This window comes from Micromonospora profundi (assembly GCF_011927785.1).
GTDB lineage: Bacteria > Actinomycetota > Actinomycetes > Mycobacteriales > Micromonosporaceae > Micromonospora > Micromonospora profundi.
In genome coordinates, this window is record NZ_JAATJK010000001.1 from 4358272 (window position 1) to 4383717 (window position 25446).

A 25446-nucleotide genomic window follows, 5' to 3' on the forward strand; every position below is an offset into this window, starting at 1 on the left:
CGAAACTACTGCCTTACGCCCGGAATGTCTGGCGGTAGGTGTCCGGTGGCACGCCGACGGTGCGGTGAAAGTGGCGGCGCAAGGTGGTCGCGGTGCCCATGCCGGCCGCTGAGGCGATGGCATCGACGCTGTCGTTTGTGCTCTCCAGCAGTTCCTGTGCTCGGCGGATCCGTTGCGTCAGCAGCCACTGCAGCGGGGTGGTGCCGGTGACCGACCGGAAGTGCCGGGTCAGATGGCGCGAGCTCATGTTCGACTGGCGGGCCAGATCCTCCACAGTGAGTGGCTGATCCAGTCGCCGCATCACCCAGGGGAGCAGGTCGGCCAGGGCGTGCTCGTCCTGGGCCGGCACGGGGGTCGTGACGAACTGGGCCTGGCCGCCTGCTCGATGCGGCGGCACGACCAGGCGGCGGGCTGCGATATTGGCGACCGCTGCGCCGTAGTCGCGTCGGACCAGATGCAGGCACAGGTCCATCGCCGCGGCCTTGCCCGCCGAGGTGAGCACACTGCCATTGTCGACGTAGAGCACATCCGGGTCGACCGTCACCAGGGGATACCGCGCGGCGAGAGTGTCGGTGTGCGCCCAGTGGGTGGTCGCGCGCAGCCCATCAAGCAGACCGGCGGCGGCGAGCACGAACACGCCAGTGCACAGGGAGACCACCCGCGCGCCGACCTTGTGGGCCGCGCGTACCGCCTCGACCAGCTCGGCCGGCGGGTCCTGGTTGATGTCCGCCAGGCCCGGGACGATCACGGTGTCGGCGTCTGCCAGACGGTCCAGCCCGCAGTCCGGCTCCAGCAGGAACCGGCCGAGCCGGACGCTGTGTGTGCCGCACACCCGGACGTCGTACCAGGGTCCGGGCACTGCGTCCGGCCGCGTACCGAAGATCTCGTAGGCCAGCGCCAGCTCGAATTGCAGCATCCCCTCGGTGGCGGCAAGCGCGACAGAACGCGGGGAGGAAGTCACGTCCGGAATTGTACGGGTCATGTCGTTCCAGACACTGGCCGGCTTCAATCAGCCGAGGAACGATCTTCAGCAGCAGACCACTTCGAACACAGGGGCACGCTATGGCAACGGGTCGAAACATCGCGGTCTACGGCGCGTACGGACACACTGGCCGTTTCGTAGCCGCCGAGCTGCGCGAACGCGGCTACACCCCGCTACTGCTCGGCCGGGACCAGGACAAACTGCAAGCCCTTGCGCAAGCCTTCCCGGGCTCACCACAGCGGTACGCGACGGTCGACAGCCCGACTCTGCTCGATCGAGCGCTGGACGGCGTAGACGCGGTGATCAACACAGCCGGGCCGTTCGCCACCACTGCGGGCCCCGTCATCGAGGCGGCACTGCGCGCCGGCATCCCCTACGTCGACGTGGCAGCCGAGATCGAAGCGAACGTCGACACGTTCACGGACTTCGCGCAGCGCGCCCACGCCGCGCGCATCGCGGTACTGCCGGCGATGGCCTTCTTCGGCGGCCTCGGCGACCTGCTGGTCACCACCGCGATGGGCGACTGGACGTCGGCGGACGAAGCGCACATCGCCTATGGCCTGAGCAGCTGGCACCCCACCGGCGGCACGCTGGACTCCGGCGCGGTCTCGTCACAGCGACGCGGCGGCCGCTGCGTCCGCTACGCCAACGCTCAGCTGCAGTACCACGACGAGACGCCGCCGACAGTGGACTGGCCCTTCCCGGTGCCGCTCGGCACCCGAAGCGTCATCAGCGAGTTCACTATGGCCGACGTCGTCACCATCCCCAGCCATCTGGCCATCCCGCAGGTGCGCACCTATATGACCACCGAAGCAGCCTCGGACCTGCTGTCTGGGGATCCCACGGCCCCGAGCGCCGTCGACGACCGCGGACGCTCCGCGCAGACCTTCATCGTTGACGTCCTCGTCCGCTCCGGCGGCACGCAACGCCGCCTGAGCGCCACCGGTCAGGACATCTACGCAGTCAGTGCACCACTCGCCGTGGAGGCGGTCGACCGCATTCTCACCGGTCGCACCCGGACCACCGGCGTCGCCTCCGCCGGCGCGATATTCGACGCTCCTGACTTCCTCGACGCCCTGTCCGCCCACCTCACCGTCCACACGCCGGCCTAGACCTCGGCGGGTAGGTAAACGCCATCACTGTGCGTGCTGCTCGGGCACTTTTCGGGTGGTGTCAGGGCTGGCGTCGAGACCGGCAGCGATCTGATCCGGCAGCGGGTAGACCTGCTCGACAGGCAGTTGAGCTGTCGCCGCCTGTTCGTCGCCGCCGCGCAGGAGGTTCCGGATCTGGTGCACCCTGGGGGTGATGTCGGTGATGGCAACAACCCAGTCGTCGACGTACCGGTCGACGGCCTCGCGGGACAACCCAACCTGCAATGACCGGTACGGCAACGCCGTCAGTTGCAGTGACCGTTCCGGATCCCACTGCACTCGTACGGGGCTGGTCTTCAGTTGCCGCGACCAGGTTGCCCTGTCCCCGTGCAGGTCTTTGTCGTAGTGACTCAGGCTGGCTCGTGCCAGGGCCCACTCGAATCCCTCCCGCGTGATGTCGATGGACAGCACGCGCTCTTGCCCTGGCTTGGTGGCCCAGCCGCAGCGATACATCATCCACAGGAACGAGGGCTTGATCCACGTCATCCGGTCCCGCTTGAAGGGGGCCACGAAACGGCCGGCCGCCACCGCCGGCAGCGCTATCTGTGGGGGATACGCCTGGTACACGGTGATGGTGTCGGCCGAGTAGCGGGCGCGGATCTGGCGGGCGGGAACGGACATCATCTGATCATCACCGATCGTGCGGCTGTCAGGCCAGCAGGGAGGATTCCAGGTCGCGACGTATGCCACCCATCTCCATCCCCGCAAGCGCGTCACACTCGGGCAGCAGGGCGACCATCGCCTCGGCCACCTCGCGCAGCAGACCGGGCTGCGCCTCGAACAGGTACTTGTCGAAGGGGTCTGCTGCACCGATAGGTGACATCTGAGATGGCTTGCCCTGGTGGCGGGCTGGAAGGATGTCGCTGTGCCCAAGCCCTACCCCCGAGAGTTCCGCGATGACGTCGTGCGGGTGGCCCGTGACCGTGATCCGGGCGTGACGATCGAGCAGATCGCGAAGGACTTCGGAGTTCATCCGATGACGTTGTTCAAGTGGCTGCGCCAGGCCGACGTAGACGCCGGGACCAGACCGGGTGTCAGTGGCAGCGAGTCAGCCGAGTTGCGGGAGGCCCGTAAGCGGATCAAGCTGCTGGAGCAGGAGAACGAGGTCCTGCGCCGGGCCGCGGCGTACTTGTCGCAGGCGAACCTGCCGGGAAAAAGCTCTACCCGCTCGTGAGCGAGCTGGCCGCCGACGGGATCCCCGTGGCGGTGACGTGCCGGGTATTGAACATCGCTCGTCAGCCCTACTACCGGTGGCTCGCCCAGCCGGTCGCCGACGCTGAACTGGCTGCGGCGTATCGGGCGGACGCGTTGTTCGACGCCCATCGCGATGACCCGGAGTTCGGCTACCGGTTCCTGGCCGATGAGGCCCGCGCTGCCGGCCAGCCGATGGTCGAGCGCACCGCCTGGAGAATCTGCTCTGGCATGGGCTGGTTCAGCGCGTTCAGCAAGCGCAAGCGTCGGGGCAAGGGCGGCAAGGTCGGTCCGCCAGTGCACGACGATCTGGTGCGCCGCGACTTCACCGCCGACGGCCCGAATCGGTTGTGGTTGGCCGACATCACTGAACACCGCACCGCCGAAGGCAAGCTCTACCTGTGCGCGATCAAGGACGTGTGGTCCAACCGGATCGTCGGCTACTCCATCGACTCACGGATGAAGTCGAGGCTGGCCGTCAACGCCCTGCACAACGCCGTAGCCCGCCGTGGTGACGTGGCCGGCTGCGTGCTGCACACCGACCGCGGGTCGCAATTCCGAAGCCGGACATTCGTCCACGCCCTCAACCAGCACCACGTGACCGGGTCGATGGGCAGAGTCGGCGCCGCCGGCGACAACGCCGCCATGGAATCGTTCTTCGGCCTGCTACAAAACAACGTCCTCGACCGCCGAACCTGGACGACCCGGCAACAGCTCAGGACCGCGATCGTGACCTGGATCGAGCGGACCTACCACCGCCGTCGACGCCAACGATCCCTGACCCGGTTGACCCCTATCGAGTACGAGACCATCATGACCCCACCGGCCAGTCAGGCTGCGTGACTGAAACTGTCACCTATCGGTGCAGCAGACCCAAGTACTCGTCGCTGGTCTGACCGGAGCGCAGGCGGAACGACCCGGTCAGGTGGCACGTTTCGTAGACGCGACGCGCAAGGGGAGAAGTCACGCGGCGAGCCTCGCATCTCCCCTGGCCGGCTACCAACCGCCTCTTGCCCACGGCCTTGACCTGAAGCCCACTCAAGGTCCGAGCATGTGCACATGACGGTGACGGACGAGACACGACAGGCTCTGGAGCGGCAGCGCACTGTGGACATCACCACGACCGGGCGGCGGAGCGGTCAGCCGAGAAGGATGGAGATATGGCGCTATCAGGCCAGCGGCCGCTACTGGCTCACGGGGAGCCCGGGAGCACGTGACTGGTACGCCAATGTGCTCACGCATCCCAAGTTCACGCTGCATCTGGCCGGCCTGGATGTGCAGGTGCGAGGGCGTCCCGTGACCGACCCGGACGAGCGGGCACTCGTGCTCGGCGAGATCGTCCCGACCCTGGACTGGGCCGGAAGCTTGGAAAGCTGGATCGCCGGAAGCCCTCTGGTGGAGATCGAATTCGACTGACACCGCCCGACTTCACGGACATGCGCGAGGCGCCAGGAGTAGGAGGCGTGCCGTGCACTCGGGGTGGCGCAAGAGCCTTCAGTGGCGGCAACGGTGCCCACGTCGAGGTCGGATGCGTTCACCGACCTGACAAGGATTCATAGCGACGGGCCGCGCCGGTCAAGCCCTGCGGTTCGATCACCGCCCTGGAAACGTCCAGCTGAGACTGGCGACGGCCGTCCTCCTCGTTGCTGTCGCCGTTCCAGTGCGGCTGGCAGCCCAGCGCGCACCTACGATCAGGCTGTGAAGCGACCACGCTTGTACGGGCCTGGCGAGTTGGCTGGCCTGTTCAACGTGTCGAGGCAGCGGGTACTGCATATCACCCGCCGACCCGGCTTCCCTGAGCCGATGGCCCGCCTGATCGGAACGACTATCTGGGACGCGGACGAGGTGGACGAGTGGGCTAAGCACAATCGCCCACCACGCCCAACCGAGGGCGACGAAGACGGCTGATCCGGTGGCACCTATCGGCACGCCACGCCGGACTGGTTCCGCCAGTGACGTTCGGTTACCAGCCAGCCAGAACCGGGTGTAGGGCACATCCGCTTCTGCCGATGAGAGTGAGGGAATCTCCGCTTACATGGCGTCTGGCCGTAGCTGAGCAACGCGCGAAGCTGGCAAGATTCGGAGCGTTCGCAGGAGCGTGTCGACGATCCCGGCTGCACCGATGATTTCCGGGGGGATCCGCGGCCCATACCTTGACCGCGGGCGCAGATGATCTCGCCCGACCACAGAGGGGATTCCAGGCATGACGAGACCGCTTCGCTTCGGGGTCGTTGCCCCGCTCAGTACTGACCTGCCGACGTGGCTGGCCCAGGTGCGCCGCATCGACGACAGCGGCTACTCGACGTTGCTGATGCCGGATTTCCCGCTGCTGCAACCGGCGCCGGGTCCCACGTTGGCCACCGCCGCGGCCCTGACCGACTTGCGAGTGGGCACATGGGTGTACGCCTCCCCGCTACGCCCGGCCTGGCTGACGGCGTGGGAGGCGCATTCGCTGTCGCAGCTCACCGACGGACGCTTCGAGCTGGGCATCGGCACCGGCCGGCCAGGAATCGATGACGAGCTCCGCGACAAGGGAATGCCGGCCGTCCCGCCGCACGAGCGGCTGGCCCGGATACGCGAGACCGTCCGGAGGCTGCAAGATTTCGACGGCCCCGACCGGCACACGCCGGTGGCGATGGCCGTCCGCGGTCCGAAGGCTCGGGCGCTGGCGGCCGAGGTCGCCGACACGGTCACCTTCGTGCAGGCGCCAGATGAGTCCCGGGCCGAGGTCACGCGGCTGGCACGCGACCTGCGCGCCGTCCGCGACGTCGAGCTCGCGAATGCCGTGTCGGTCATCGGCGACCGGGTCGCGCCGTACATGGCGCCTCCCGACACCGACACTGCCGCCGCTCGCGCGGCGGACTCGTTGGTCACGCTTCCGGAGGATCCGGCGGCCGCCGCCGAGGAGATTCAGCGGCGACGGGAAGAGATCGGCTTCTCTTACTTCGTCATCGGCGCCGACTTCGCCGACACGTTCGCTCCAGTCGTGGCCAAGCTAGGCGGACGGTAGTTCGCCGCCGAGGAATGACGACGGCGAACACGCCGGTCCGGAGAGCCGACACCTAAGGAAGGCGACACCATCGTCACGGTCCTCAACGCTCTGCCGGAAGCGAGCTTCCACTATGAAACCCGTCGGTAAGGTGAGCAACATCCGCTCATGCCGCGATCCGCGTGACCTGGCTGACCGGCCGGATACGGTGAGCGACCAGCATGCAGCCGAGGCGATCCGGGTCTGCGCCTGGTGTCACGTCGCCCCGATCGGATATCTCATCGCGGCGATGTCCGTGTGGAGCCCGAAAACGGTTGCCTTCGGGTTCAAAGCTTGCACGACTGCGTCAGTAAGCGGACGGTGCGCGACGACGTGCTCGACCACCGCCGGGTCGACCTCGATCTCGTAGTAGTCCTCGGCGAACGTGACGTACCGATCGACGATGTCGTCGAGCAGGATCTCGAGCAGATCAGAGCCGTCCGGGGCGTTGCTGTCGTACGGTCCGCGAAGCGCGGGGAACGTGATGGCTTCGCCGGCGTGCCACCGGTCGTCACCGGAGAGCCGCCACAGGACAGCGGTGGCGACGAACTGGCCTTCCTCGTCGCCGAACGCTGGTTCCTCGATCTGCGGACGGAACACCGCCGGGAGACCGTCGAGCAGTCCGGGCCACAGCTCGTGGTCCGGATCGCGATAGGGCGTCATCGCCGACTCATGGTCGAACACGCGGATGAAGGCGCCATCGGCGGTGAACACCACTGTCCACTCGTCGCCGCTGCCGTTGCTCATCAGTGCCGCCTCGTCGTCACCCCAAGATCGGGTGTAGGCGTAGTAGGGCTCGCCCTCGTCGACGATGCACTCCAGCACGGCGAGTGCCTTGCAGCGGTCCCGCAGCACGTCGATGGAGGGCAGCCTGGCAGCGATGTCGTACACGGTCACTCGCTGAACCTACGCCGAAGCACCGACACGCGAGACTCGGTGAGAATGCACGCTCATAGCCGCTGGCCGGGCGCCCACCTCTGCACGCTCCCAGGGCTGGAAGAGCCTGGAAACGGCGCTGCCCCGACCTCGCAGGAGGCCGGGGCAGCACTGATCGCGTACGTCAGCTGCAGCCGCTGGTGGAGCCGCAGCCCTCGCAGACGTAGCAGCTACCGGCGGGGCGCATCTTCGTACCGCAGGTGAAGCACAGCGGTGCGTCGGCGGCCTTGCCGATGACGGCCTCCAGCAGTTCGGTGCTGGAACCCACGCTCGGCGCCGGCTTGGCGGCGGCCACGTCGGCCATCTCCTGGGCCGGCTGGGCGACGGCCTCCGGCTTGGCCGGAGCCTCCACCGGCGCGGACGATGCCATCGCGGTGAGCTCAGCCCCGGTGACCCCTGCGGATTCCGCGTCGGCTTCGGCCCGCAGCTGGGCGGCCCGCTCGCTGGCGGTGAAGATGCCCAGCTCGGCGCGGCGCTCGTACGGCAGGAAGTCCAGTGCGAGGCGACGGAAGATGTAGTCCATCACCGACGCCGCCATGCGCACGTCCGGGTCGTCGGTCATGCCGGCCGGCTCGAAGCGCATGTTCGTGAACTTGCTGACGAACGTCTCCAGCGGCACGCCGTACTGGAGGCCGATGCTGATGGCCACCGAGAACGCGTCCATCACGCCGGCCAGGGTCGAGCCCTGCTTGGACATCTTGAGGAAGACCTCGCCGAGGCCGTCGTCCGGGTAGGACGACGCGGTGAGGTAACCCTCGGCGCCACCGACGGAGAAGCTGACCGTCTCGGACGGGCGCTTCTTGGGCAGGCGCTTGCGCACCGGGCGGTACTCGACGACCTTCTCCACAGCGGCCGGTGCGGCCTCGACGGCGGCCGGCTCGGTGGCCTTGTTGTTCTTCGCCACCGAGAGCGGCTGGCCGACCTTGCAGTTGTCGCGGTAGATCGCCAGCGCCTTGAGGCCGAGCTTCCAGCCCTCGAAGTAGATCTTCTCGACGTCCTCGACGGTGGCCGCCTCCGGCATGTTTACCGTCTTGGAGATGGCGCCGGAGACGAACGGCTGGATCGCCGCCATCATCCGCACGTGGCCCATCGGAGCGATGGACCGCTCCCCCATCGCGCAGTCGAACACCGCGTAGTGCTCCGGCTTGAGGCCGGGGGCGTCCACCACGTGGCCGTTGTCGGCGATGTGCTCGACGATCGCCTCGACCTGCTCCTCGGGGTAGCCGAGGCTGCGCAGCGCGCGCGGGACCGTCTGGTTGACGATCTGCATCGAGCCGCCGCCGACAAGCTTCTTGAACTTGACGAGCGCCAGGTCCGGCTCCACACCGGTCGTGTCGCAGTCCATCATGAAGCCGATGGTGCCGGTCGGCGCGAGGACGCTGGCCTGCGAGTTACGCCAGCCGTTGCGGTCACCGATCTTGTTGCCCTGGGTCCACTGCTTGGTCGCCTCGCGGACGATAGCGGTGGCCACCGGGCTGGTGGGCTTGATCTCGTCGTTCGCGGCGGCGTGCTTGCGCATGACCCGCTTGTGCGGCTCGGCGTTGCGGGCGTAGCCGTCGTACGGGCCGACGACGCCGGCCAGCTCGGCCGAGCGGCGGTACGCGGTGCCGGTCATCAGCGAGGTGATCGCCGCGGCGACCGAGCGACCCTGGTCCGAGTCGTACGGCTGGCCGGTGGCCATCAGCAGCGCGCCCAGGTTGGCGTAGCCGATGCCCAGCTGCCGGTAGGCGCGGGAGGTCTCGCCGATCTTCTCGGTCGGGAAGTCGGCGAAGCAGATCGAGATGTCCATCGCGGTGATGACGAACTCGACGGACTTGACGAACTTCTCCACCTCGAAGCCACCGTCGGCGCGGAGGAACTTCATCAGGTTGAGCGAGGCGAGGTTGCACGAGGAGTTGTCCAGGTGCAGGTACTCCGAGCACGGGTTCGACGCGGTGATCCGGCCGGTCTCCGGGCAGGTGTGCCAGTCGTTGATCGTGTCGTCGTACTGCAGGCCCGGGTCGGCGCACTCCCACGCGGCCTGGGAGATGGTGCGGAACAGCTTCTTGGCGTCGATGGTGTCGATCACCGAGCCGTCCAGCCGGCCGCGCAGGTCGAAGCCGCCGCCGTTCTGCACGGCCGTCATGAACTCGTCGGAGACCCGCACCGAGTTGTTGGCGTTCTGGTACTGCACGCTCACGATGTCGGAGCCGCCGAGGTCCATGTCGAAGCCGGCGTCCCGCAGCGCGCGGATCTTGTCCTCCTCGCGCGCCTTCGTGATCACGAACTCCTCGATGTCCGGGTGGTCCACGTCGAGGATGACCATCTTGGCCGCCCGCCGGGTCGCGCCGCCGGACTTGATGGTGCCTGCGGACGCGTCAGCGCCGCGCATGAAGCTGACCGGGCCGGAGGCGGTGCCACCGGAGGAGAGCAGCTCACGGGACGAGCGGATCCGCGACAGGTTGACGCCGGAACCGGAGCCGCCCTTGAAGATCAACCCCTCTTCCTTGTACCAGTCGAGGATGGAATCCATCGAGTCGTCCACGGCGAGGATGAAGCACGCGCTGACCTGCTGCGGCGACGGCGTACCGACGTTGAACCAGACCGGCGAGTTGAAGCTGAACACCTGGTTCAGCAGCATCCAGGTCAGCTCGTGGGCGAAGACCTCGGCGTCGGCGGGGCTGGCGAAGTAGCCGTACTCCTCACCGGCGGTGCGGTAGGTGGTGACCACCCGGTCGATCAGCTGCTTGAGCGACCACTCGCGCTCCGGGGTCCCCACCGCGCCCCGGAAGTACTTGGTGGTCACGATGTTCGCCGCGTTGACGCTCCACGACTCCGGGAACTCCACGCCGCGCTGCTCGAAGTTGATCGAGCCGTCCCGCCAGTTCGTCATCACGACGTCGCGACGCTCCCAGGCGACCTCGTCGTACGGGTGGACCCCCTCGGTCGTCCACACCCGCTCGATCTTCAGCCCCGCGCTCGCGCCGGCCTTGCTACGTGACCTGCTTGTCGTCACACCATCCCCCGACATCTCATCCGCCCCCTCGTCCGCGCGGCCACGCCGCGCGTCCACCTGTCAGAACACAAACCTCAGTTGGTACGGCCGGCGGTCCCCGCCGCCCCGGCCTCCGCCGCGCCCGCACGGGCGCGGGCGGCGGCGCGCAATGTCTCGATCTCCTGCTCGAAGTCGGCAAGCGAGTCGAAGGACCGGTAGACGCTGGCGAACCGCAGGTACGCCACCTCGTCCAGGTCCCGCAGGGGGCCCAGGATGGCCAACCCCACATCGTGGCTGGGGATCTCGGCCGCACCCTTGGCCCGCACGGTCTCCTCGACCTTCTGGGCCAGCAACGCGATCGAGTCCTCGTCGACCGGCCGGCCCTGGCACGCCTTGCGCACCCCGCCGATGATCTTCGTCCGGCTGAACGGCTCGGTCACCCCGCTGCGCTTGACGACAGCGAGGACCGCCTCCTCGACCGTGGTGAACCGCTTGCCGCACTCGGGGCAGGACCGCCGCCGCCGGATGAGCTGGCCGTCGTCGGCCTCCCGCGAGTCGACCACCCGGGAGTCGGCGTGTCGGCAGTACGGACACCGCATCGCCTACCTCCTAATCATGATCAACCACGGCGTAGCGGGCACTTCCGGGCACGACTCGACCCGGCGGTGCCAGCTGGAGCTGACGCCCGCCGTGGCCGGCGCTGCGGGAGTGCGGTCGGTAGTCGAACCCAACCTGTGGGCAACTTACGCCCGTGTCACTACTACATCTAGGGGTCGACCGTATGTCGCTGGCGTACTCGGGTCAAGTTGACCGGCGTGTCCGGCGCGTCACGGACCATCCGGTCATCCGCACCCACCGCCCCCGCCGGAAGACCCAACGCCGCGACCCCGACCCGGTTACCGGCCAGCCGGCTGAAGTCGCCCGGAAAACGGTCGCTGTTCGAACATCCGTGCTACCCGACGTACCATTTATCAGAACATCCGTACGACCGGAGTGGTTTTTCACCCCGACACGCCGGTGAGAGGTCGTACAGATGTTTGAAAATGACCGATCTCACCTATACGGTCAGGAACAGCCGGGCGCGTTGGATCTTCAGCACCCGGCGCACGGCACCATTCGAGCACGAGCGTTCGAGCACCACTGTTAGAGCACCCCGCACGCACCACGAGCCGACGAGGCACCCAGCGCCGACCAGGGAGGACGGACGTGACCGAGGACCGGGCTAGCCGGCCGAAGAGCCCGCAGCAGATCACCGAGGCGGGCCCGCCGGCCACCCGACGCCGCAGCGCCGCGCGCAGCCGGACGGGTCAGCCCGCCGTGCGCCCGGTCACGCCGGTGGTCAGCGCCTTTCCCGACCCCGCGACGGTCGACCTGACCGCCCGCCAGCGTCGCATCCTGGAGTTCATCCGCACCTGGGTGGAGCACCACGGCTACCCGCCCAGCGTTCGCGAGATCGGCGAGGCGGTCGGCCTGGTGTCGCCGTCCAGCGTCGCCTACCAGCTCAAGGAACTGGAGAAGAAGGGCTTCCTGCGCCGCGACCCCAACCGGCCGCGCGCGGTGGACGTCCGGGCCCCCAGCGAGGCCATCGACGACGAGTTGTCACGCGCCCAACGGCCGACACCGGCGTACGTGCCGATGCTCGGACGGATCGCCGCCGGTGGGCCGATCCTCGCCGAACAGGCCGTGGAGGACATCTTCCCCCTCCCCCGCGAGTTGGTGGGTGAGGGCGAGGTCTTCATGCTCCAGGTCAAGGGCGACTCGATGCTCGACGCGGCGATCTGCGACGGCGACTGGGTGGTCGTCCGGCAGCAGCCGACCGCCGACTCCGGCGAGATCGTGGCCGCCATGCTCGACGGCGAGGCGACCGTCAAGACCTACCGGCGGCGCGACGGCCACGTCTGGCTGATGCCGCAGAACCCAGCCTTCGACCCGATCCCCGGTGACGATGCCACCATCATGGGCCGGGTCGTGGCGGTGCTACGCCGGATCTGACCGGCCCGCGGGTGAGTGCCCCACGGCGCTCACCCGCGACGGTTCGCGCGTCGCGTCACGGTCGAGCGCACGCGTTGCCCCTCGACCGAGCACCATCTTGCGACCGTTCGCGCGTCGCGCAGGCTCCGAGCCGTCAGTAGCGGTCGCCTCGGTGGGGGCCGCGACGGCCACCCGGATGCTGCCCGTACGGGTCGATGGGCGCCTCGTCGTCGCGCCTGCGGGCGGGCCGCTGACCCCGATAGTCCGGCTGCTCCTGCCCGCCACGCCGCGGAGGCTCCGCACGACCACCGCCGGGCTGACCGCCCCGACCGCCACTGGGCTGACTGCCACCACGGCCACCGCCAGGCTGGCCACCACCCCTGCCGCCACTGGGCTGACCGCCACCTCGACCGCTGCCCGGCTGGCCAGCACCTCGGCCACCGCCGGGTTGACTGCCGCCCCGACCACCGCCGGGCTGGCCGCCGCCAGCGCCGTAGACACCGCCGCCGGGCCGACCGCCGCCACCCGGAGGACGACCGCCGCCGCCGTAGACGCCGCCACCACCGGCACCACCGCCAGCGGCACCGCCGCCCGGTCGAGGAGCACCGTAGCCGCCGTTGTCGGCCGCTGCGGGACGCCCACCGCCGTACACCGCTCCGGCCGCCGGCGCCGCCCCACCACGGGCCGCTCCGGCCCCGTAGACCGCGCCGCCCGCCGGTGCGCCGCCGCCGTAGACGCCGCCCCGACGCTCGTCGCCTGCCGGACGACCGTCGCCGTCGCCACGCCCCGGAACCGGGTCGAGGGGGTCGCCGTCCGGATCCGATTTTTCGGACCCGGCGGCCAGCGGCCGGCGGCGGGCCCGCACGATGCCGAAGATGCCCGCGCCGACAAGCAGCAGGCCGACAAGCCCGACGGCGCCGACCAGGTAGGTGATCTCGTCGAGGCTCAGCCCGTCGAACCAGGACTGCGAGGCCGCGGGCTTCGCGGCACCGGCCGCCGCCAGCGGCGCAGCCGTCGAGGTGGACGGCGTGTAGGCGAGAATGTCGACCGGGTCGTCCTCGCTGAACTGACCGCCGTCGGAGACGGTAAGGAAGCTCTTGCCGTCCGGGGAGTAACTGATCGCCTCGCCGAACGGATCGGCCAGCGGAGTCACCCGCGGCTTTCCGGTCGTGACCGCGCCGACGATGTCACCGCCGGACACGTCGTACTCGAAGGCATCGGCATACGTCCGCAGGACGACCTTGGTGCCGTCCGGGGAGCGGGCCGCGCCGGTGATCGCGACCCGGCCGAACGTGTTGAGCGGGTTGTCGGTCTCCGTCGCGGGCAGTGCGATCTCGCCGGCCTTGCGCATCGGCACCGGCTCGGTGTCACCGGTCTTCAGGGCCGCCGCGGGGGTGTAGATCTCGGCTTTGCCCTTTGTCACCTTGGTGATGATCAGCGGTTTGCCGTCGTCGCCGATGAGGAGGGCCTCGGCGTCGTGCGGCTTGCCCTCCGGGTACGAGAGTCGGTGCAACACGGGCTGCTTGGCGCCGGTGACAGGCATCGACCAGAGCGCCACCCGCTTACGGCGTTCCTTCGCGGTGATGTTGTCGCCGGTGTCGGCGATCCAGAGGGTCTTACCGTCCGGGGAGAGCGCCAGGTCCTCGGTGTCGAAGGGGCCAGCGCCGGAATACTGGACGGGCTCCTTCGCGATCTTGCACTTGCTGTCGAGGAAGAAGACCCGCTTACGCGCCGCGATCTCGGTGCTGTCGTTGATGACGATGTAGCCGGACTTGGTCGCCACCAGCCCGGACAACTCCCGCAGCCGCTCGTCTGTGACCGTGCACCGCTTCTTACCGGGAGTGACGGCGGGCGGCTCGGACTGCCCGGGTGCGGGAGCAGCAACGGCCACTCCGGCAAGCGCCACGGTTGCCCCGAGCAGGCCGAGGGCAACCGTGGCCGAGGAAACGACGCGGCGCATTCGGCCAGTGTCGCATGCCGAGCGTTTCCGGTGGATGACGCCGGGATCGGTCAGGGCAGGCTGACGGCAGCCTGCCCCTGCCTCTCGACGTCGAACGGCGCCAGCTCGGCGGCGAGCGCCGCGCTGACCCGTACGTGCAGCAACGTGCCCTCCGCCAGGTGCGAGGTGCTGAGCACCTCACCGCTCCGGTGCACCCGTGACACCAGGTCACCCCTGTCGTACGGCAGGATCGCCCGGACCTCCACGGCAGGCTGCGGCAACCGCGCCTCGATGGCCTCACGCAGGCCGTCGATGCCCCGCCCGGAGTACGCCGACACGAAGATCGCGTCCGGCCAGAGCCGCTTGAGTCGCAGGAGCGTGTCCTCGTCGGCCGCGTCGGTCTTGTTGACCACCAGCAGCTCGGGGAGCCGGTCCGCGCCTACCTCGGCGAGCACCTCGTGGACCGCCCGCACCTGCTCCTCAGGATCCGGGTGGGTGCCGTCGACGACGTGCACCACCAGATCCGCTTCCGCGACCTCCTCCAGCGTCGAGCGGAACGCCTCGACGATCTGGTGCGGCAGGTGGCGTACGAAGCCGACGGTGTCGGAGAGCGTGTAGAGCCGCCCGTCGGAGGCGGTGGCCTTACGGGTGGTCGGGTCCAGCGTGGCGAAGAGGGCGTTCTCCACCAGAACGCCCGCGCCGGTGAGCCGGTTGAGCAGGCTGGACTTGCCGGCGTTGGTGTAGCCGGCGATGGCCACCGCGGGGATCGCGTTGCGGGAACGGCGGGAGCGCTTGGTCACGCGTACCGTCTTCATGCTCTTGATCTCGCGGCGCAGCCGGGAGATGCGGTGGCGGATGCGTCGCCGGTCGGTTTCCAGCTTGGTCTCACCGGGACCACGCACGCCCACGCCGCCGCCGGCGCCGCCGCCGCGACCGGACCCACCGGTCTGCCGGGACAACGTCTCACCCCAACCACGCAGCCGGGGCAGCAGGTATTGGAGCTGGGCCAGCTCGACCTGCGCCTTACCTTCCTTGCTCTTGGCGTGCTGGGCGAAGATGTCCAGGATCAGCGCCGTCCGGTCGACAACCTTGACCTTGGTGCGCTGCTCCAGGTTGCGCAGCTGCGACGGGGACAACTCACCGTCACAGATGACAGTGTCGGCGCCCGTGGAGAGCACCACAGCGCCGAGATCGTCGACCTTGCCGCGACCGATGTAGGTGGCCGGGTCGGGCCGTGAGCGGCGCTGGATCAGCCCCTCGAGCACCTGCGAGCCCGCCGTCTCGGCAAGCGCGGCCAGCTCGGTCAGGGAATTTTCCGCATCGGTCACCGTGCCCTCGGTCCAGACGCCCACCAGGACGACCCGCTCCAGCCGCAGCTGCCGGTATTCCACCTCGGTGACGTCGGTGAGCTCGGTAGACAGGCCCGGGACGCGTCGGAGGGACTGCCGCTCCGACAGCTCCATCTCACCGGTGGTGACGTCGTCGAACTCGTCCTCGACGCCGACGAAGGTCTCCTGGTCTCGCAAGCGGTTCTCCTGTCCGATTTGATAAGTAGAACGTAATCCTGACATGAGACAACGCCCAATGCACCTGCTATATGCCCGTGCTGAAGCTCGCCAAAAGTGGGGGCGAATGCCAGAGTGCCCCGCCAACCCGGTAGAAATGCGGGGCGACGGTCGACCGGCCGTACAGCCGTGACGGAGGGATCCCGTGGCCATCACCCGACTGCCGAGCGCCGGATTTTCGATCACCATCCGGATCGCCGTGACCGCGGACGCCTCCTCGATCGGCCGGCTCACCACCTCGGTCGGCGAGGCCGGGGCGATCGTCACGGCTCTGGACGTGGTGGACTCGGACCCGACCCACGTGATCGTCGACCTCACCTGCGACACCGCCGACGCCAAACACGCCGACCAGGTGGTCGACGCGCTCAGGACGCTGGACGGCGTGGACGTGCGCAAGGTGTCCGACCGGACGTTCCTGCTGCACCTCGGCGGCAAGATCGAAGTCACCTCGAAGGTCGCGCTGCGCAACCGCGACGAGCTGTCCCGGGCGTACACCCCTGGGGTTGCCCGGGTCTGCATGGCGATCGCCGAGAACCCGGCGGACGCACGGCGGCTGACGATCAAGCGCAACACCGTCGCGGTCGTCAGTGACGGTTCGGCGGTGCTGGGCCTGGGCAACCTCGGCCCGGCCGCGTCGCTGCCGGTGATGGAGGGCAAGGCCGCGCTGTTCAAGCGCTTCGGCGGGGTGGATGCCTGGCCGGTGGTGCTGGACACCCAGGACACCGACGAGATCGTGGCCATCGTCAAGGCGATCGCGCCCGCGTACGGCGGGATCAACCTGGAGGACATCGCCGCGCCGCGCTGCTTCGAGATCGAGGCCCGGCTGCGCGAGGCGCTGGACATTCCGGTCTTCCACGACGACCAGCACGGCACCGCGATCTGCGTGCTGGCCGCGCTGACCAACGCCCTGCGCGTCGTGGGCAAGCATCTCGCGGACGTCCGGGTCGTGGTCTCCGGGGCCGGCGCGGCCGGCACCGCCATCATGAAGCTGCTGCTGCGCCAGGGCGTCGGCGACATCATCGCGTACGACCGGGACGGCGCTCTGCACCGAGGGCTGACCGGGCTCAACCCGGCCTGGCAGTGGCTGGCGGACAACACCAACAAGGAGAACTACGCAGGCGACCTGCCCGGCGCGATCCGGGGCGCGGACGTCTTCATCGGGGTCAGCGCGCCGAACCTGCTCACCGGCGACGACGTCGCGCAGATGGCCAAGGACTCGATCGTCTTCGCGCTTGCCAACCCGGACCCGGAGGTCGACCCCCGGGAGGCACGCAAGCACGCCGCGGTGGTCGCCACCGGCCGCTCCGACCAGCCGAACCAGATCAACAACGTGCTCGCCTTCCCCGGCGTGTTCCGCGGCATGCTCGACGCGCACGCCGAGGAGTTCACCGAGGAGATGGCGATCGCCGCCGCCCAGGCCATCGCCGACGTGGTCGGTGAAGAGAAGATCAACCCGACGGTGATCGTGCCGAGCGTCTTCGACGCTCGGGTCGCCCCGGCGGTCGCCGCCGCCGTTCGTGCCGCCGCGAACAACCCCAGCCCGCTCCCCGCCGCGGACCCCGGCCCCGCCGACCTTCCGGAGATCGCGGCCAACGCCAGCGCCACCCCCTGAGCGGTGGATGTAGCGCCGCCTGTGGTCGGCGCGGCGACGACAACCGTGCCGGGTGGTCGTCGCGCGTCCTTTGCTCTGCTTCAACCACCGCAACGGCCGGTGTCCGACTATCGGACGCCGGCCGTTGCGTCCGTTGAAGCAGCGCAAAGGGGGCATGGTGGCCCTCCGGGGAAGCCGACGCGCGCCGGGCCGACCGCAGCGAGGCAGCGGGCCGACCACAGCAGGCAGCGGCCGACGGACCGTCCGCTCCAGCGCGGAGTCAGGCAGCGGCCAGGAGCGCGCCCAGGTCGACCTCGCCCGTGGCCACCAGCAGCGCCGGACCGGACAGCCAGCAGGAATCCTCCGTGACGGTGACCGTGACCCGGCCACCGGGGACGTCGACGGCGACCACTCCGGCGCCCCGGCCCGCGTCACGCAGGGCCACGGCGGCCACCGCGCACGCGCCGGTGCCGCAGGAGAGCGTCTCCGCGCTGCCGCGCTCGTACACCCGCATGAGGGTGTGCTCGTCGACGCCGTCGACCGGCTCGCCGGCCACGATGAACTCCACGTTGACCCCGGCCGGGAAGACAGCCGGGTCGAAACCGGGCGCGGTCGTGAGGTCCAGCGCGCCCAACTCAAGGTCGGCCGGCAGGACGCAGACCAGGTGCGGGTTGCCGACGTCCACTGCCGTGCCGGGCAGCGTCCGGCCGCCGAGGGTGGCGGTGGAGTCGTCGTACAGCCGGGGGCGGCGCATCTCGACGGCGACCGTGTCCCCCTCGATCAGCGCGCGCACCACGCCGGCCCGGGTGGCCACCGGCAACGCCTCGCCGGTCGGAGTCACAAGCCCGTTGTCGACCAGGTAACGGACGAACACCCGCGAACCATTGCCGCACATCTCGGCGAACGAGCCGTCGGCGTTCCAGTAGTCCATGAACCACTCGGCCTCGCCGGCCTGCCCGGCGCCGTCCGGATGCTTGGCGGCCCGGACCACCCGCAGCACCCCGTCCGCGCCGATGCCCCGCCGCCGGTCGCAGAGCGCCGCGACCAGCCCTGGAGTCAGGTCGAGCTGACCGTCCGGGTCGGGGAGGAGGACGAAGTCGTTGCCGGTGCCGTGGCCCTTGGTGAACTGCACACACCCATCATCGCGCAGCGGCGGGCAGCACACCCAGGGCGGCCTCGATCACGTCCGACCTCGAGGAATCCAGCCACTGGACCCGCGGGTCGCGCCGGAACCAGGAACGCTGACGGCGGACGAAGCGGCGGGTGGCCCGCACCGTCTCGTCGTGCGCCTGCGCCTCGGTCAGCTCACCTGCGAACAACCGCAACACCTGCTGATAGCCGAGCGCCCGGCTGGCCGTACGCCCCTCGGCAAGCCCTCGACCCAGCAACTCCCGGGTCTCGGCCACCAGGCCATCTGCCCACATCCGGTCCACCCGCGTGGCGATCCGCTCGTCCAGCAGACCGGTGTCCAGGTCGACCCCGATCTGCACCGACCTGTAGTACGGCGTCGGCTCCGGCAGCGACGCCGCAAACGGCGCACCCGTCAACTCGATCACCTCCAGCGCCCTGACGATCCGGCGACCGTTGCCGGGCAGGATCCCCTCGGCGGCGGCCGGGTCGACGGCGCGCAGCCGCGCGTACAGCGGTGCCGGGCCAGCCTCGGCCAACTCCCGTTCCAGCCGTTCGCGCAGCGCCGCGTCGGTGCCGGGGAACTCGAAACGCTCCAGCACGGCCCGCACGTACAGCCCTGAGCCGCCGACCAGCAGCGGCACCCGCCCCCGGGCCAGGATGTCGTCCACCGCCGCGCGGGCCAACCGCTGGTATTCCGCGACACTGGCCGGCTCGGCGACCTCCCAGATGTCGAGCAGGTGGTGCGGCACCCCTTCCCGCTCGGCGGGAGTCAGCTTCGCGGTGCCGATGTCCATGCCCCGGTAGAGCTGCATCGAGTCCGCATTGACCACCTCACCGCCCAGGGCGTGCGCCAACGCGATGCTGAGCGCCGACTTGCCCGCCGCGGTCGGCCCGACCACCGCCACGACCGTGCCGGCCATGCCGCCGCTCACACCTGCTCCCAGGACGCCACGAAGTAGGCCACGCCGTAGGGCGCCGCCTCGTACAGCAGCTCCCCCCGCCACCCGCCCGCCAACCGGGCGGCTCCGGCGAGCACCTGCCAGGGCGCCCAGCCGGCGACCTTGAGCTGCGCCGACAACCCCGGGTCGAGGCCACGCAGACCGTCCAGGTCCGCCCCGGCCAGGGCCGTCGCGACCCGCTTGTCGTACGCGAGGGCACGTGGATCGTCGTACCCGGGGGATTTCTCGCCGCGGCAGGCCGACCCGTCGCCGAGCACCAGCAGCGCGACCCGGTCACCGGCGGCGGCGACGTCCTCGGCGAGCGCGGCCAGCTCGGCCGGACCGGCGTCGGCGGTCACCTGCACCGCTGTCACTCGTGCGCCGGCCGGCAGTGACGCGGCGTGGTGGTTCGGCTGTGACGCGGCGTGCTGGTTCAGTAGCCACGCGCCGATGGTCAGGCTCAGCGGCAGCACCGCGCCCCGGTCCGGCTGACCGGGGACCAGCGGCACGTCCAGATCGACACCCCAGGGCTGGAGCGACCCGGTGGCCGGAGGCCGGATCGGACCCGACGCCGGGCCGGCGCCGAGCAGCACCACAGTGTCCGGGTTCGCGGCCACCAGTCGGCGTACGGCGGTCTCGCAGGCCGCCCGCAGGTCGTCCAACTCCGGCGCGGCGGCACCGGCCACCTCGGGCACGAGCAGGGGCGGATGGGGGCAGACGGCAGCGGCGACCAGTGGCACCTGTTCACCGTAGCGGGAATCACCGGTGCGTCTCCGCGCCGATCCGGTCAATCGGGCCCTAGGACACCGTATGGTCACGGTCGGCGATAGGCGCTCGACGCGGACCGGGTCGGACCTGTGACAATGCCGGAAGTAACTTGGCTGCGCCGTGGCGGCGACGGGGGACGATTCTCCCGGCGCCGGGAGAACGAGGATGGGCACATGAGCGACTGGACTGCCTTCGGACGGGTGGACGCGGACGGCACCGTTTACGTCAAGACCACCGAGGGCGAGCGGGTGGTCGGTTCCTGGCAGGCGGGAGCACCGGAGGAGGGCCTGGCGCACTTCGCACGGCGCTTCGCCGACCTTGTCACCGAAGTGGACCTGACTGAGGCACGGCTCAACTCGGGCGCGGCGGACGCCGGGCACTCGTTGAGCACGATCCGGCGGATCCGCGCCACGCTGCCCGAGGCCCACGTGGTCGGCGACATCGACGCCCTCGCCGCGCGGCTGGACAAGCTGGCCACCCTCGCCGAGGAGAAGGCGGCCGAGGCCCGTGCCGCCCGGGACGCCGCTCGCGGTGAGGCCCTGGCCCGCAAGACCGCGCTGGTCGAGGAGGCCGAGAAGCTGGCCGCCGAGTCCACCGGCTGGAAGACCGCCGGGGACCGGCTCAAGGAGATCCTCGACGAGTGGAAGACCATCCGCGGGGTCGACAAGAAGGCCGACGGCGAGCTGTGGAAGCGCTTCGCCGCCGCCCGCGACGGTTTCACCAGGCGTCGGGGCGCACACTTCGCCACCCTTGACGCGCAGCGCAAGCAGGCGCAGACCGTCAAGGAAGATCTGGTCGCCGAGGCCGAGAAGCTCAAGGACTCCACCGAGTGGGTGGCCACGGCCAACCAGCTCAAGGAACTGATGACGCAGTGGAAGGCCGCGCCGCGCGCCTCGAAGGAGTCCGAGCAGAAGCTCTGGGAACGGTTCCGGGCCGCGCAGGACGCCTTCTTCAGCCGGCGCAGCGAGGTCTTCTCCGCCCGGGACAACGAACAGCGCGGCAACCTGGAGCGGAAGCAGGCCCTGCTCGCCGAGGCCGAGGCACTCGACATCGACGGTGACCCGAAGGGCGCCCAGGCCAAGCTGCGGGAGATCCAGGCACAGTGGCACGAGGCCGGTCGGGTGCCCCGCGAAGCCGCCGCCGGGCTGGAGCGCCGGCTGCGCGCCATCGACGACAAGGTCCGCGAGGTGATGGACTCGGCGTGGCGCCGCACCACCAAGGAGGACAACCCGCTGCTCGCCCAGATGCGTGCCCAGGTGGCCGAGGCCGAGGAGCGGCTGGCCCGCGCGCAGAGCGCCGGTGATACCCGCCGGATCAAGGAGGCCGAGCAGGCCCTCGCGTCCAAGCGGCAGTTCCTCCAGCTCGCCGAGCAGGCCGGCTGACCTGAAGCGTTCCGGGAGCCCCCGACCCTTGACTGGGTCGGGGGCTCTCGCATGTCAGCGCCCTGCGCGCCCCGCGCCCCGCGCCCCGCGCCCCGCGCCCCGCGCCCCGCGCCCCGCGCCCCGCGCCCCGCGCCAAGATCAACACGACTTCAGGGAAGTTGCTGCCTCCGACGCGCGGGAAGCAGCAATATCCACGATGTTGTGTGGATCTTGCCGTGAGGCGGGAGCGGGAGGCGGGAGCGGGAGGTGGGAGCGGGAGGTGGGAGCGAGCGCGGGAGGCGGGAGCGGGAGGTGGGAGGTGGGAGGTGGGCGTCCCGGTTGACGCATTGAGCTGCGCTGATGAGAATGAGCGGCGGAGCCAGGTTGGGCCACCGGCACGAGGGCAACGACGGCGGGACACCGCCGTCACGGGTCGCCGGTGTGTTGTCGCGAGTGTCCCCGTCCGCGTGACATGGACCGTCGCGCACTGTCCGCGTACCCAAAGGGAGCGTGACGTGCCGATGGCCGCCCGCCCGCGCGGCCACCCTGGCCAGCGTCGGGCCTCCGAAGTGGAGCTCGAATGTTCCGTCCCAAAGCTCTCGGCGGTGCGCTGACCGCGCTCGCCACCGCCGCGGCCGGCGTCTTCATCGCCGCCGCGGTCAGCACCAGCCCGGCCGTCGCCGCTGGCACGGGTACCGGCTATCTGCACACCAACGGCAACAAGATCGTGGACAGCACCGGCACCACGGTCCGGTTGACAGGCATCAACTGGTTCGGCATGGAGACCGACAACAAGACCTTCCACGGGCTGTGGTCGAACAACCCGTGGCGGGGACAGCTCGACAAGATGGCAAGCCTTGGCTACAACACGTTGCGGGTGCCGTACTCGAACGACGCGCTGAAGCCGGGCGCGACCGCCAGCGGGATCAACGACTTCGTGAACCCGGACCTGATCGGGCTGTCGCCGTTGCAGATCCTGGACAAGGTGATCGACTACGCCGGCAGCAAGGGGATGCGGATCATCCTGGACCGGCACCGTCCGACGGCCGCCGGGCAGTCGCCACTGTGGTACACGTCGACGGTCTCCGAGGCGACCTGGATCAACGACTGGAAGATGCTGGCCCAGCGGTACGCGGGCAACCCCACGGTGATCGGCGCTGACCTCCACAACGAGCCGCACGCCGAGGGCACCAACCCGGCGGCCACCGGCGCGTGCTGGGGCTGCGGCGACACCACCCGGGACTGGCGGCTGGCCGCTGAGCGGGCCGGCAACGCCATCCTCGGTGTCCAGCCCAACTGGTTGATCTTCGTGGAGGGGGTGAGCTGCCCCAGCGGTGGCCTCTCCAACGTGTGGGACAACGACCCGAGCAACGACGAGGACTGCGGCTGGTGGGGTGGCAACCTGTCGAAGGCCGGCGAGTTCCCGGTACGGCTGAACGTGGCGAACCGGTTGGTCTACTCACCGCACGAGTACGCCACGAGCGTCTACGAGCAGGAGTGGTTCAAGGCCGCCGACTACCCGGCCAACATGCCGGCCATCTGGGACAAGTACTGGGGTTACCTGCACAAGCAGAACATCGCCCCGATCATGATGGGCGAGTTCGGCAGCACCCTGGCCGACCCCCGGGACAAGGTGTGGCTGGAGAAGCTGATGGCGTACACCGGCACGGGGGTGAACGGGATGTCCTTCACCTACTGGTCGTGGAACCCCAACTCCGGTGACACCGGCGGCATCGCGTTGGACGACTGGACGAACATCAACACCGCAAAGCAGGCGATCCTCCAGCCGTACCTGATCGCGTCGTCCGGCGGCGGTTCCAGTCCGACGCCGACCGCTACGCCCACGGCCACGCCTACCGGCGGCCCCACCAACCCGCCGACCGGTGCCTGCACGGCCACCTACCGGCAGGTCAACGCCTGGCAGGGCGGCTTCCAGGGCGAGTTGACCGTGAAGAACACCGGCTCCGCGGCGGTGAATCCGTGGTCGGTCACCTGGAGCTGGCCGTCCGGCGTGACCTTGGGCAGTGGATGGAACGCCACCGTCACGCAGGCCGGTACGACGGTCACGGCCGCCGCGCCAAGCCACGCGCCGTCCCTGGCGGCGGGGGCATCGATCACCGTGGGCTTCACCGCCAACGGTACGGCCAGCGCCCCGGCGACCGTGAGGCTCAACGGCGTCAGCTGCTGAGCCACGAGGTGGCCGGCGCCCACGCCGAGGGCACCGGCCACCTCGGGTCCGCTTCGAGCGCCGACGGCCCGTGGTCGACCACCGGGGCCGGGCCCCCTCCGCAGGGCGGCGCACCCCGGCTGCACGGAGCATTTACATCCAGTTCCTTCTATGTTTCCATCGGGAAAGCGTTTGCCTTTCGATGCGGGCGGGCGCGAGCGCGGGAGCCGCTCTCCGCACCGAACCGCACCGGCGTACACGGGACCTCAGAGCCCGGGCCACCTCGCCGCCCATGGGCATGGGCGTCGCGACGGTCCGTCCGCCGTACCGAAAGGAAGCAGCATGCGCACAGCACAGCGTCGGATGACGCTGCTCGCCACCACCGCCGCGGCCACCGCCACCCTGCTCACCGCAGGCCTCCTGACCGCCGTCTCGGCACAGGCCGCCGCCGGCTGCCAGGTCGCCTACTCCGTCGCCAGCCAGTGGCCGGGCGGGTTCACCGGCAACGTCACCGTCACCAACCTCGGCGATCCCGTCTCGGGGTGGACGCTGGGCTGGTCGTACGCGGCCGGGCAGCAGGTCAGCCAGGCGTGGGGGGCCACCGTCTCGCAGAGCGGCAGTCAGGTCTCCGCGACGAACGTCGACTACAACGGCAACCTGGCCACGAACGGCAGCGCCTCGTTCGGCTTCAACGCGAGTTGGAACAACGCAAGCAACCCGCTGCCGACCAGCTTCACCCTCAACAACGTGGCCTGCACCGGCGGCACCACACCGACCACACCCGCCAACCCGTCGCCCAGCACGCCGACGCCGAGCAACCCGCTGCCCAGCGACCCGGTGCCCAGCATTCCGCCGCAGACCGGGCTGGTCGGCTGGGCCACCCAGAACGGCGGCACCACCGGCGGCGGCGGTGCGCCCACGACGACAGTCACCAACGCCTCGGCGCTCACCAGCGCGTTGAACGCCACCGGCTCCGCGGTGATCCGGGTGTCCGGGACGATCTCCTGCTCAGGCATGCTGCGGGTCCGGTCCAACAAGACCATCCTCGGCAACTCCGGCGCGACGATCGCCGGCTGCGGGCTCAACATCAGCGGCGACCGCAACGTCATCATCCGGAACCTGACATTCCGGGACTGGAACGACGACGCCATCAACGTGCAGGAGTCGGCCACAAACATCTGGATCGACCACAACACCTTCAGCAACGGGTACGACGGCGCTGTCGACATCAAGCGCGGCTCCGACTTCGTCACCGTGTCGTGGAACCGGGTCTTCAACCACGACAAGACCATGCTGCTCGGCCACAGCGACGACAACGGCGGCCAGGACATCGGTCACCTGAGGGTCAGCTACCACCACAACTGGTTCGACGGCAGCAACCAGCGCAACCCCCGGGTGCGCTTCGGCAACCCCGTGCACGTGTTCAACAACTACTACCGGGCCAACGGCGGCTACGGCGTGGCCTCCACCGAGAACGCCGGCGTGCTCGTCGAGGGCAACTACTTCGAGAACGTCCGAGACACGTACCACCTCGGTGAGGGGGACTCCGGCCCGGGCCGCATCGTCGCCCGCAACAACCACTTCGTCAACTCACCCACCGGGCAGACCGGCGGCAGTGTCGCCAGCATCCCGTACTCCTACCAACTGGACACGGCGAGCAACGTCAAGTCCATCGTGACCGCCGGCGCCGGCGCCGGACGGATCACTGTCTGAGCTATGTGCAAGGAAGGGCCCCCTGTTAACGCCTGGCGTT

At 69.6% G+C, this 25446-nt stretch carries 20 protein-coding genes; 9 read left to right on the forward strand and 11 right to left on the reverse strand.

What is annotated here, in order from left to right:
• Positions 1-13: 13 nt before the first annotated feature.
• Positions 14-916: a helix-turn-helix domain-containing protein gene (locus F4558_RS19160; RefSeq protein ID WP_197281585.1), complete on the reverse strand. Its 903-nt coding sequence runs from the start codon at positions 914-916 to the stop codon at positions 14-16.
• 146 nt (positions 917-1062) lie between these two features.
• Here F4558_RS19160 and F4558_RS19165 point away from each other — a divergent pair, with 146 nt between their 5' ends.
• Positions 1063-2094, forward strand: a complete 1032-nt coding sequence (locus F4558_RS19165; protein ID WP_167945376.1) for a saccharopine dehydrogenase family protein — start codon at positions 1063-1065, stop codon at positions 2092-2094.
• A 24-nt stretch (positions 2095-2118) separates the two neighbouring features.
• On the opposite strand, the gene F4558_RS19170 is transcribed toward F4558_RS19165, so the two are convergent.
• Entirely contained in the window at positions 2119-2754 is a 636-nt protein-coding gene (locus F4558_RS19170) for a DUF4291 domain-containing protein (protein WP_053657530.1), read from the reverse strand.
• Positions 2755-2782: 28 nt separating this feature from the next.
• Positions 2783-2956 (reverse strand): hypothetical protein, encoded by a 174-nt coding sequence (locus F4558_RS19175; protein WP_245241346.1) that lies wholly within the window; start codon positions 2954-2956, stop codon positions 2783-2785.
• 42 nt (positions 2957-2998) lie between these two features.
• Between F4558_RS19175 and F4558_RS19180 the strand changes: the two genes are divergently transcribed.
• From F4558_RS19180 to F4558_RS19190, 3 genes are all read left to right on the forward strand, one after another.
• A protein-coding gene (locus F4558_RS19180; RefSeq protein WP_167945377.1) for an IS3 family transposase occupies positions 2999-4167 on the forward strand; the annotation gives its coding sequence in 2 pieces (ribosomal slippage) (positions 2999-3283 and positions 3286-4167; 1167 coding nt in all).
• 216 nt (positions 4168-4383) lie between these two features.
• Positions 4384-4740: a nitroreductase/quinone reductase family protein gene (locus F4558_RS19185; RefSeq protein ID WP_053657496.1), complete on the forward strand. Its 357-nt coding sequence runs from the start codon at positions 4384-4386 to the stop codon at positions 4738-4740.
• 787 nt (positions 4741-5527) lie between these two features.
• Positions 5528-6334: an LLM class flavin-dependent oxidoreductase gene (locus F4558_RS19190; protein ID WP_053657499.1), complete on the forward strand. Its 807-nt coding sequence runs from the start codon at positions 5528-5530 to the stop codon at positions 6332-6334.
• A 234-nt stretch (positions 6335-6568) separates the two neighbouring features.
• Here F4558_RS19190 and F4558_RS19195 read toward each other — a convergent pair whose 3' ends face one another.
• The 3 genes from F4558_RS19195 to nrdR all read right to left on the reverse strand — a co-directional run bounded on the left by F4558_RS19195 (position 6569) and on the right by nrdR (position 10861).
• A complete protein-coding gene (locus F4558_RS19195; RefSeq protein ID WP_053657501.1) occupies positions 6569-7249 on the reverse strand; it encodes a hypothetical protein in 681 nt (226 codons plus the stop codon).
• Between the two features lie 163 nt (positions 7250-7412).
• Positions 7413-10298 carry a vitamin B12-dependent ribonucleotide reductase gene (locus tag F4558_RS19200; RefSeq protein WP_053657533.1) on the reverse strand — a complete coding sequence of 962 codons (2886 nt, stop codon included), beginning with the start codon at positions 10296-10298 and terminating at the stop codon, positions 7413-7415.
• A gap of 59 nt (positions 10299-10357) precedes the next feature.
• Positions 10358-10861, reverse strand: a complete 504-nt coding sequence (nrdR, locus tag F4558_RS19205; protein ID WP_053657503.1) for a transcriptional regulator NrdR — start codon at positions 10859-10861, stop codon at positions 10358-10360.
• 607 nt (positions 10862-11468) lie between these two features.
• On the opposite strand from nrdR, the gene lexA reads away from it, so the two are divergent.
• Entirely contained in the window at positions 11469-12254 is a 786-nt protein-coding gene (lexA, locus tag F4558_RS19210; RefSeq protein ID WP_167945379.1) for a transcriptional repressor LexA, read from the forward strand.
• Positions 12255-12387: 133 nt separating this feature from the next.
• Here the strand turns inward: lexA and F4558_RS19215 are convergent, their stop codons facing one another.
• Together F4558_RS19215 and hflX are read right to left on the reverse strand one after the other, a co-directional pair.
• Complete coding sequence (locus F4558_RS19215) at positions 12388-14193, reverse strand: hypothetical protein (protein ID WP_167945380.1); 1806 nt, start codon at positions 14191-14193, stop codon at positions 12388-12390.
• 50 nt (positions 14194-14243) lie between these two features.
• Positions 14244-15698: a GTPase HflX gene (gene hflX / locus F4558_RS19220; RefSeq protein WP_167945382.1), complete on the reverse strand. Its 1455-nt coding sequence runs from the start codon at positions 15696-15698 to the stop codon at positions 14244-14246.
• 184 nt (positions 15699-15882) lie between these two features.
• Between hflX and F4558_RS19225 the strand changes: the two genes are divergently transcribed.
• Positions 15883-17349, forward strand: a complete 1467-nt coding sequence (locus F4558_RS19225; RefSeq protein ID WP_167945384.1) for an NAD-dependent malic enzyme — start codon at positions 15883-15885, stop codon at positions 17347-17349.
• Positions 17350-17608: 259 nt separating this feature from the next.
• On the opposite strand, the gene dapF is transcribed toward F4558_RS19225, so the two are convergent.
• The 3 genes from dapF to F4558_RS19240 are packed head-to-tail and all read right to left on the reverse strand — an operon-like array spanning position 17609 to position 20137.
• Positions 17609-18460, reverse strand: coding sequence for a diaminopimelate epimerase (gene dapF / locus F4558_RS19230; RefSeq protein ID WP_167945386.1), 852 nt, complete (start codon positions 18458-18460; stop codon positions 17609-17611).
• Between the two features lie 7 nt (positions 18461-18467).
• The gene (gene miaA / locus F4558_RS19235) at positions 18468-19379 is read right to left on the reverse strand and encodes a tRNA (adenosine(37)-N6)-dimethylallyltransferase MiaA (protein WP_209274414.1); all 912 of its coding nucleotides are present in this window, start codon (positions 19377-19379) and stop codon (positions 18468-18470) included.
• An 8-nt stretch (positions 19380-19387) separates the two neighbouring features.
• Complete coding sequence (locus tag F4558_RS19240) at positions 19388-20137, reverse strand: class III extradiol dioxygenase subunit B-like domain-containing protein (RefSeq protein ID WP_167945389.1); 750 nt, start codon at positions 20135-20137, stop codon at positions 19388-19390.
• 201 nt (positions 20138-20338) lie between these two features.
• On the opposite strand from F4558_RS19240, the gene F4558_RS19245 reads away from it, so the two are divergent.
• The 3 genes from F4558_RS19245 (at position 20339) to F4558_RS19255 (ending at position 25406) form a co-directional block, all read left to right on the forward strand.
• A complete protein-coding gene (locus tag F4558_RS19245; RefSeq protein ID WP_167945391.1) occupies positions 20339-21547 on the forward strand; it encodes a DUF349 domain-containing protein in 1209 nt (402 codons plus the stop codon).
• Positions 21548-22106: 559 nt separating this feature from the next.
• Entirely contained in the window at positions 22107-23714 is a 1608-nt protein-coding gene (locus tag F4558_RS19250) for a cellulase family glycosylhydrolase (protein ID WP_167945392.1), read from the forward strand.
• Between the two features lie 321 nt (positions 23715-24035).
• A complete protein-coding gene (locus F4558_RS19255) occupies positions 24036-25406 on the forward strand; it encodes a pectate lyase family protein (RefSeq protein ID WP_053656303.1) in 1371 nt (456 codons plus the stop codon).
• Positions 25407-25446 lie beyond the last annotated feature (40 nt).

Coding starts and splice junctions, on each gene's coding strand:
- F4558_RS19160 (WP_197281585.1), bottom strand. CDS start 916: ATGCTGCAATTCGAGCTGGCGCTGGCCTACGAGATCTTCGGTACGCGG.
- F4558_RS19165 (WP_167945376.1), top strand. CDS start 1,063: ATGGCAACGGGTCGAAACATCGCGGTCTACGGCGCGTACGGACACACT.
- F4558_RS19170 (WP_053657530.1), bottom strand. CDS start 2,754: ATGTCCGTTCCCGCCCGCCAGATCCGCGCCCGCTACTCGGCCGACACC.
- F4558_RS19175 (WP_245241346.1), bottom strand. CDS start 2,956: ATGTCACCTATCGGTGCAGCAGACCCCTTCGACAAGTACCTGTTCGAG.
- F4558_RS19185 (WP_053657496.1), top strand. CDS start 4,384: ATGACGGTGACGGACGAGACACGACAGGCTCTGGAGCGGCAGCGCACT.
- F4558_RS19190 (WP_053657499.1), top strand. CDS start 5,528: ATGACGAGACCGCTTCGCTTCGGGGTCGTTGCCCCGCTCAGTACTGAC.
- F4558_RS19200 (WP_053657533.1), bottom strand. CDS start 10,298: ATGTCGGGGGATGGTGTGACGACAAGCAGGTCACGTAGCAAGGCCGGC.
- nrdR (WP_053657503.1), bottom strand. CDS start 10,861: ATGCGGTGTCCGTACTGCCGACACGCCGACTCCCGGGTGGTCGACTCG.
- F4558_RS19215 (WP_167945380.1), bottom strand. CDS start 14,193: ATGCGCCGCGTCGTTTCCTCGGCCACGGTTGCCCTCGGCCTGCTCGGG.
- miaA (WP_209274414.1), bottom strand. CDS start 19,379: ATGGCCGGCACGGTCGTGGCGGTGGTCGGGCCGACCGCGGCGGGCAAG.
- F4558_RS19245 (WP_167945391.1), top strand. CDS start 20,339: ATGAGCGACTGGACTGCCTTCGGACGGGTGGACGCGGACGGCACCGTT.
- F4558_RS19250 (WP_167945392.1), top strand. CDS start 22,107: ATGTTCCGTCCCAAAGCTCTCGGCGGTGCGCTGACCGCGCTCGCCACC.
- F4558_RS19255 (WP_053656303.1), top strand. CDS start 24,036: ATGCGCACAGCACAGCGTCGGATGACGCTGCTCGCCACCACCGCCGCG.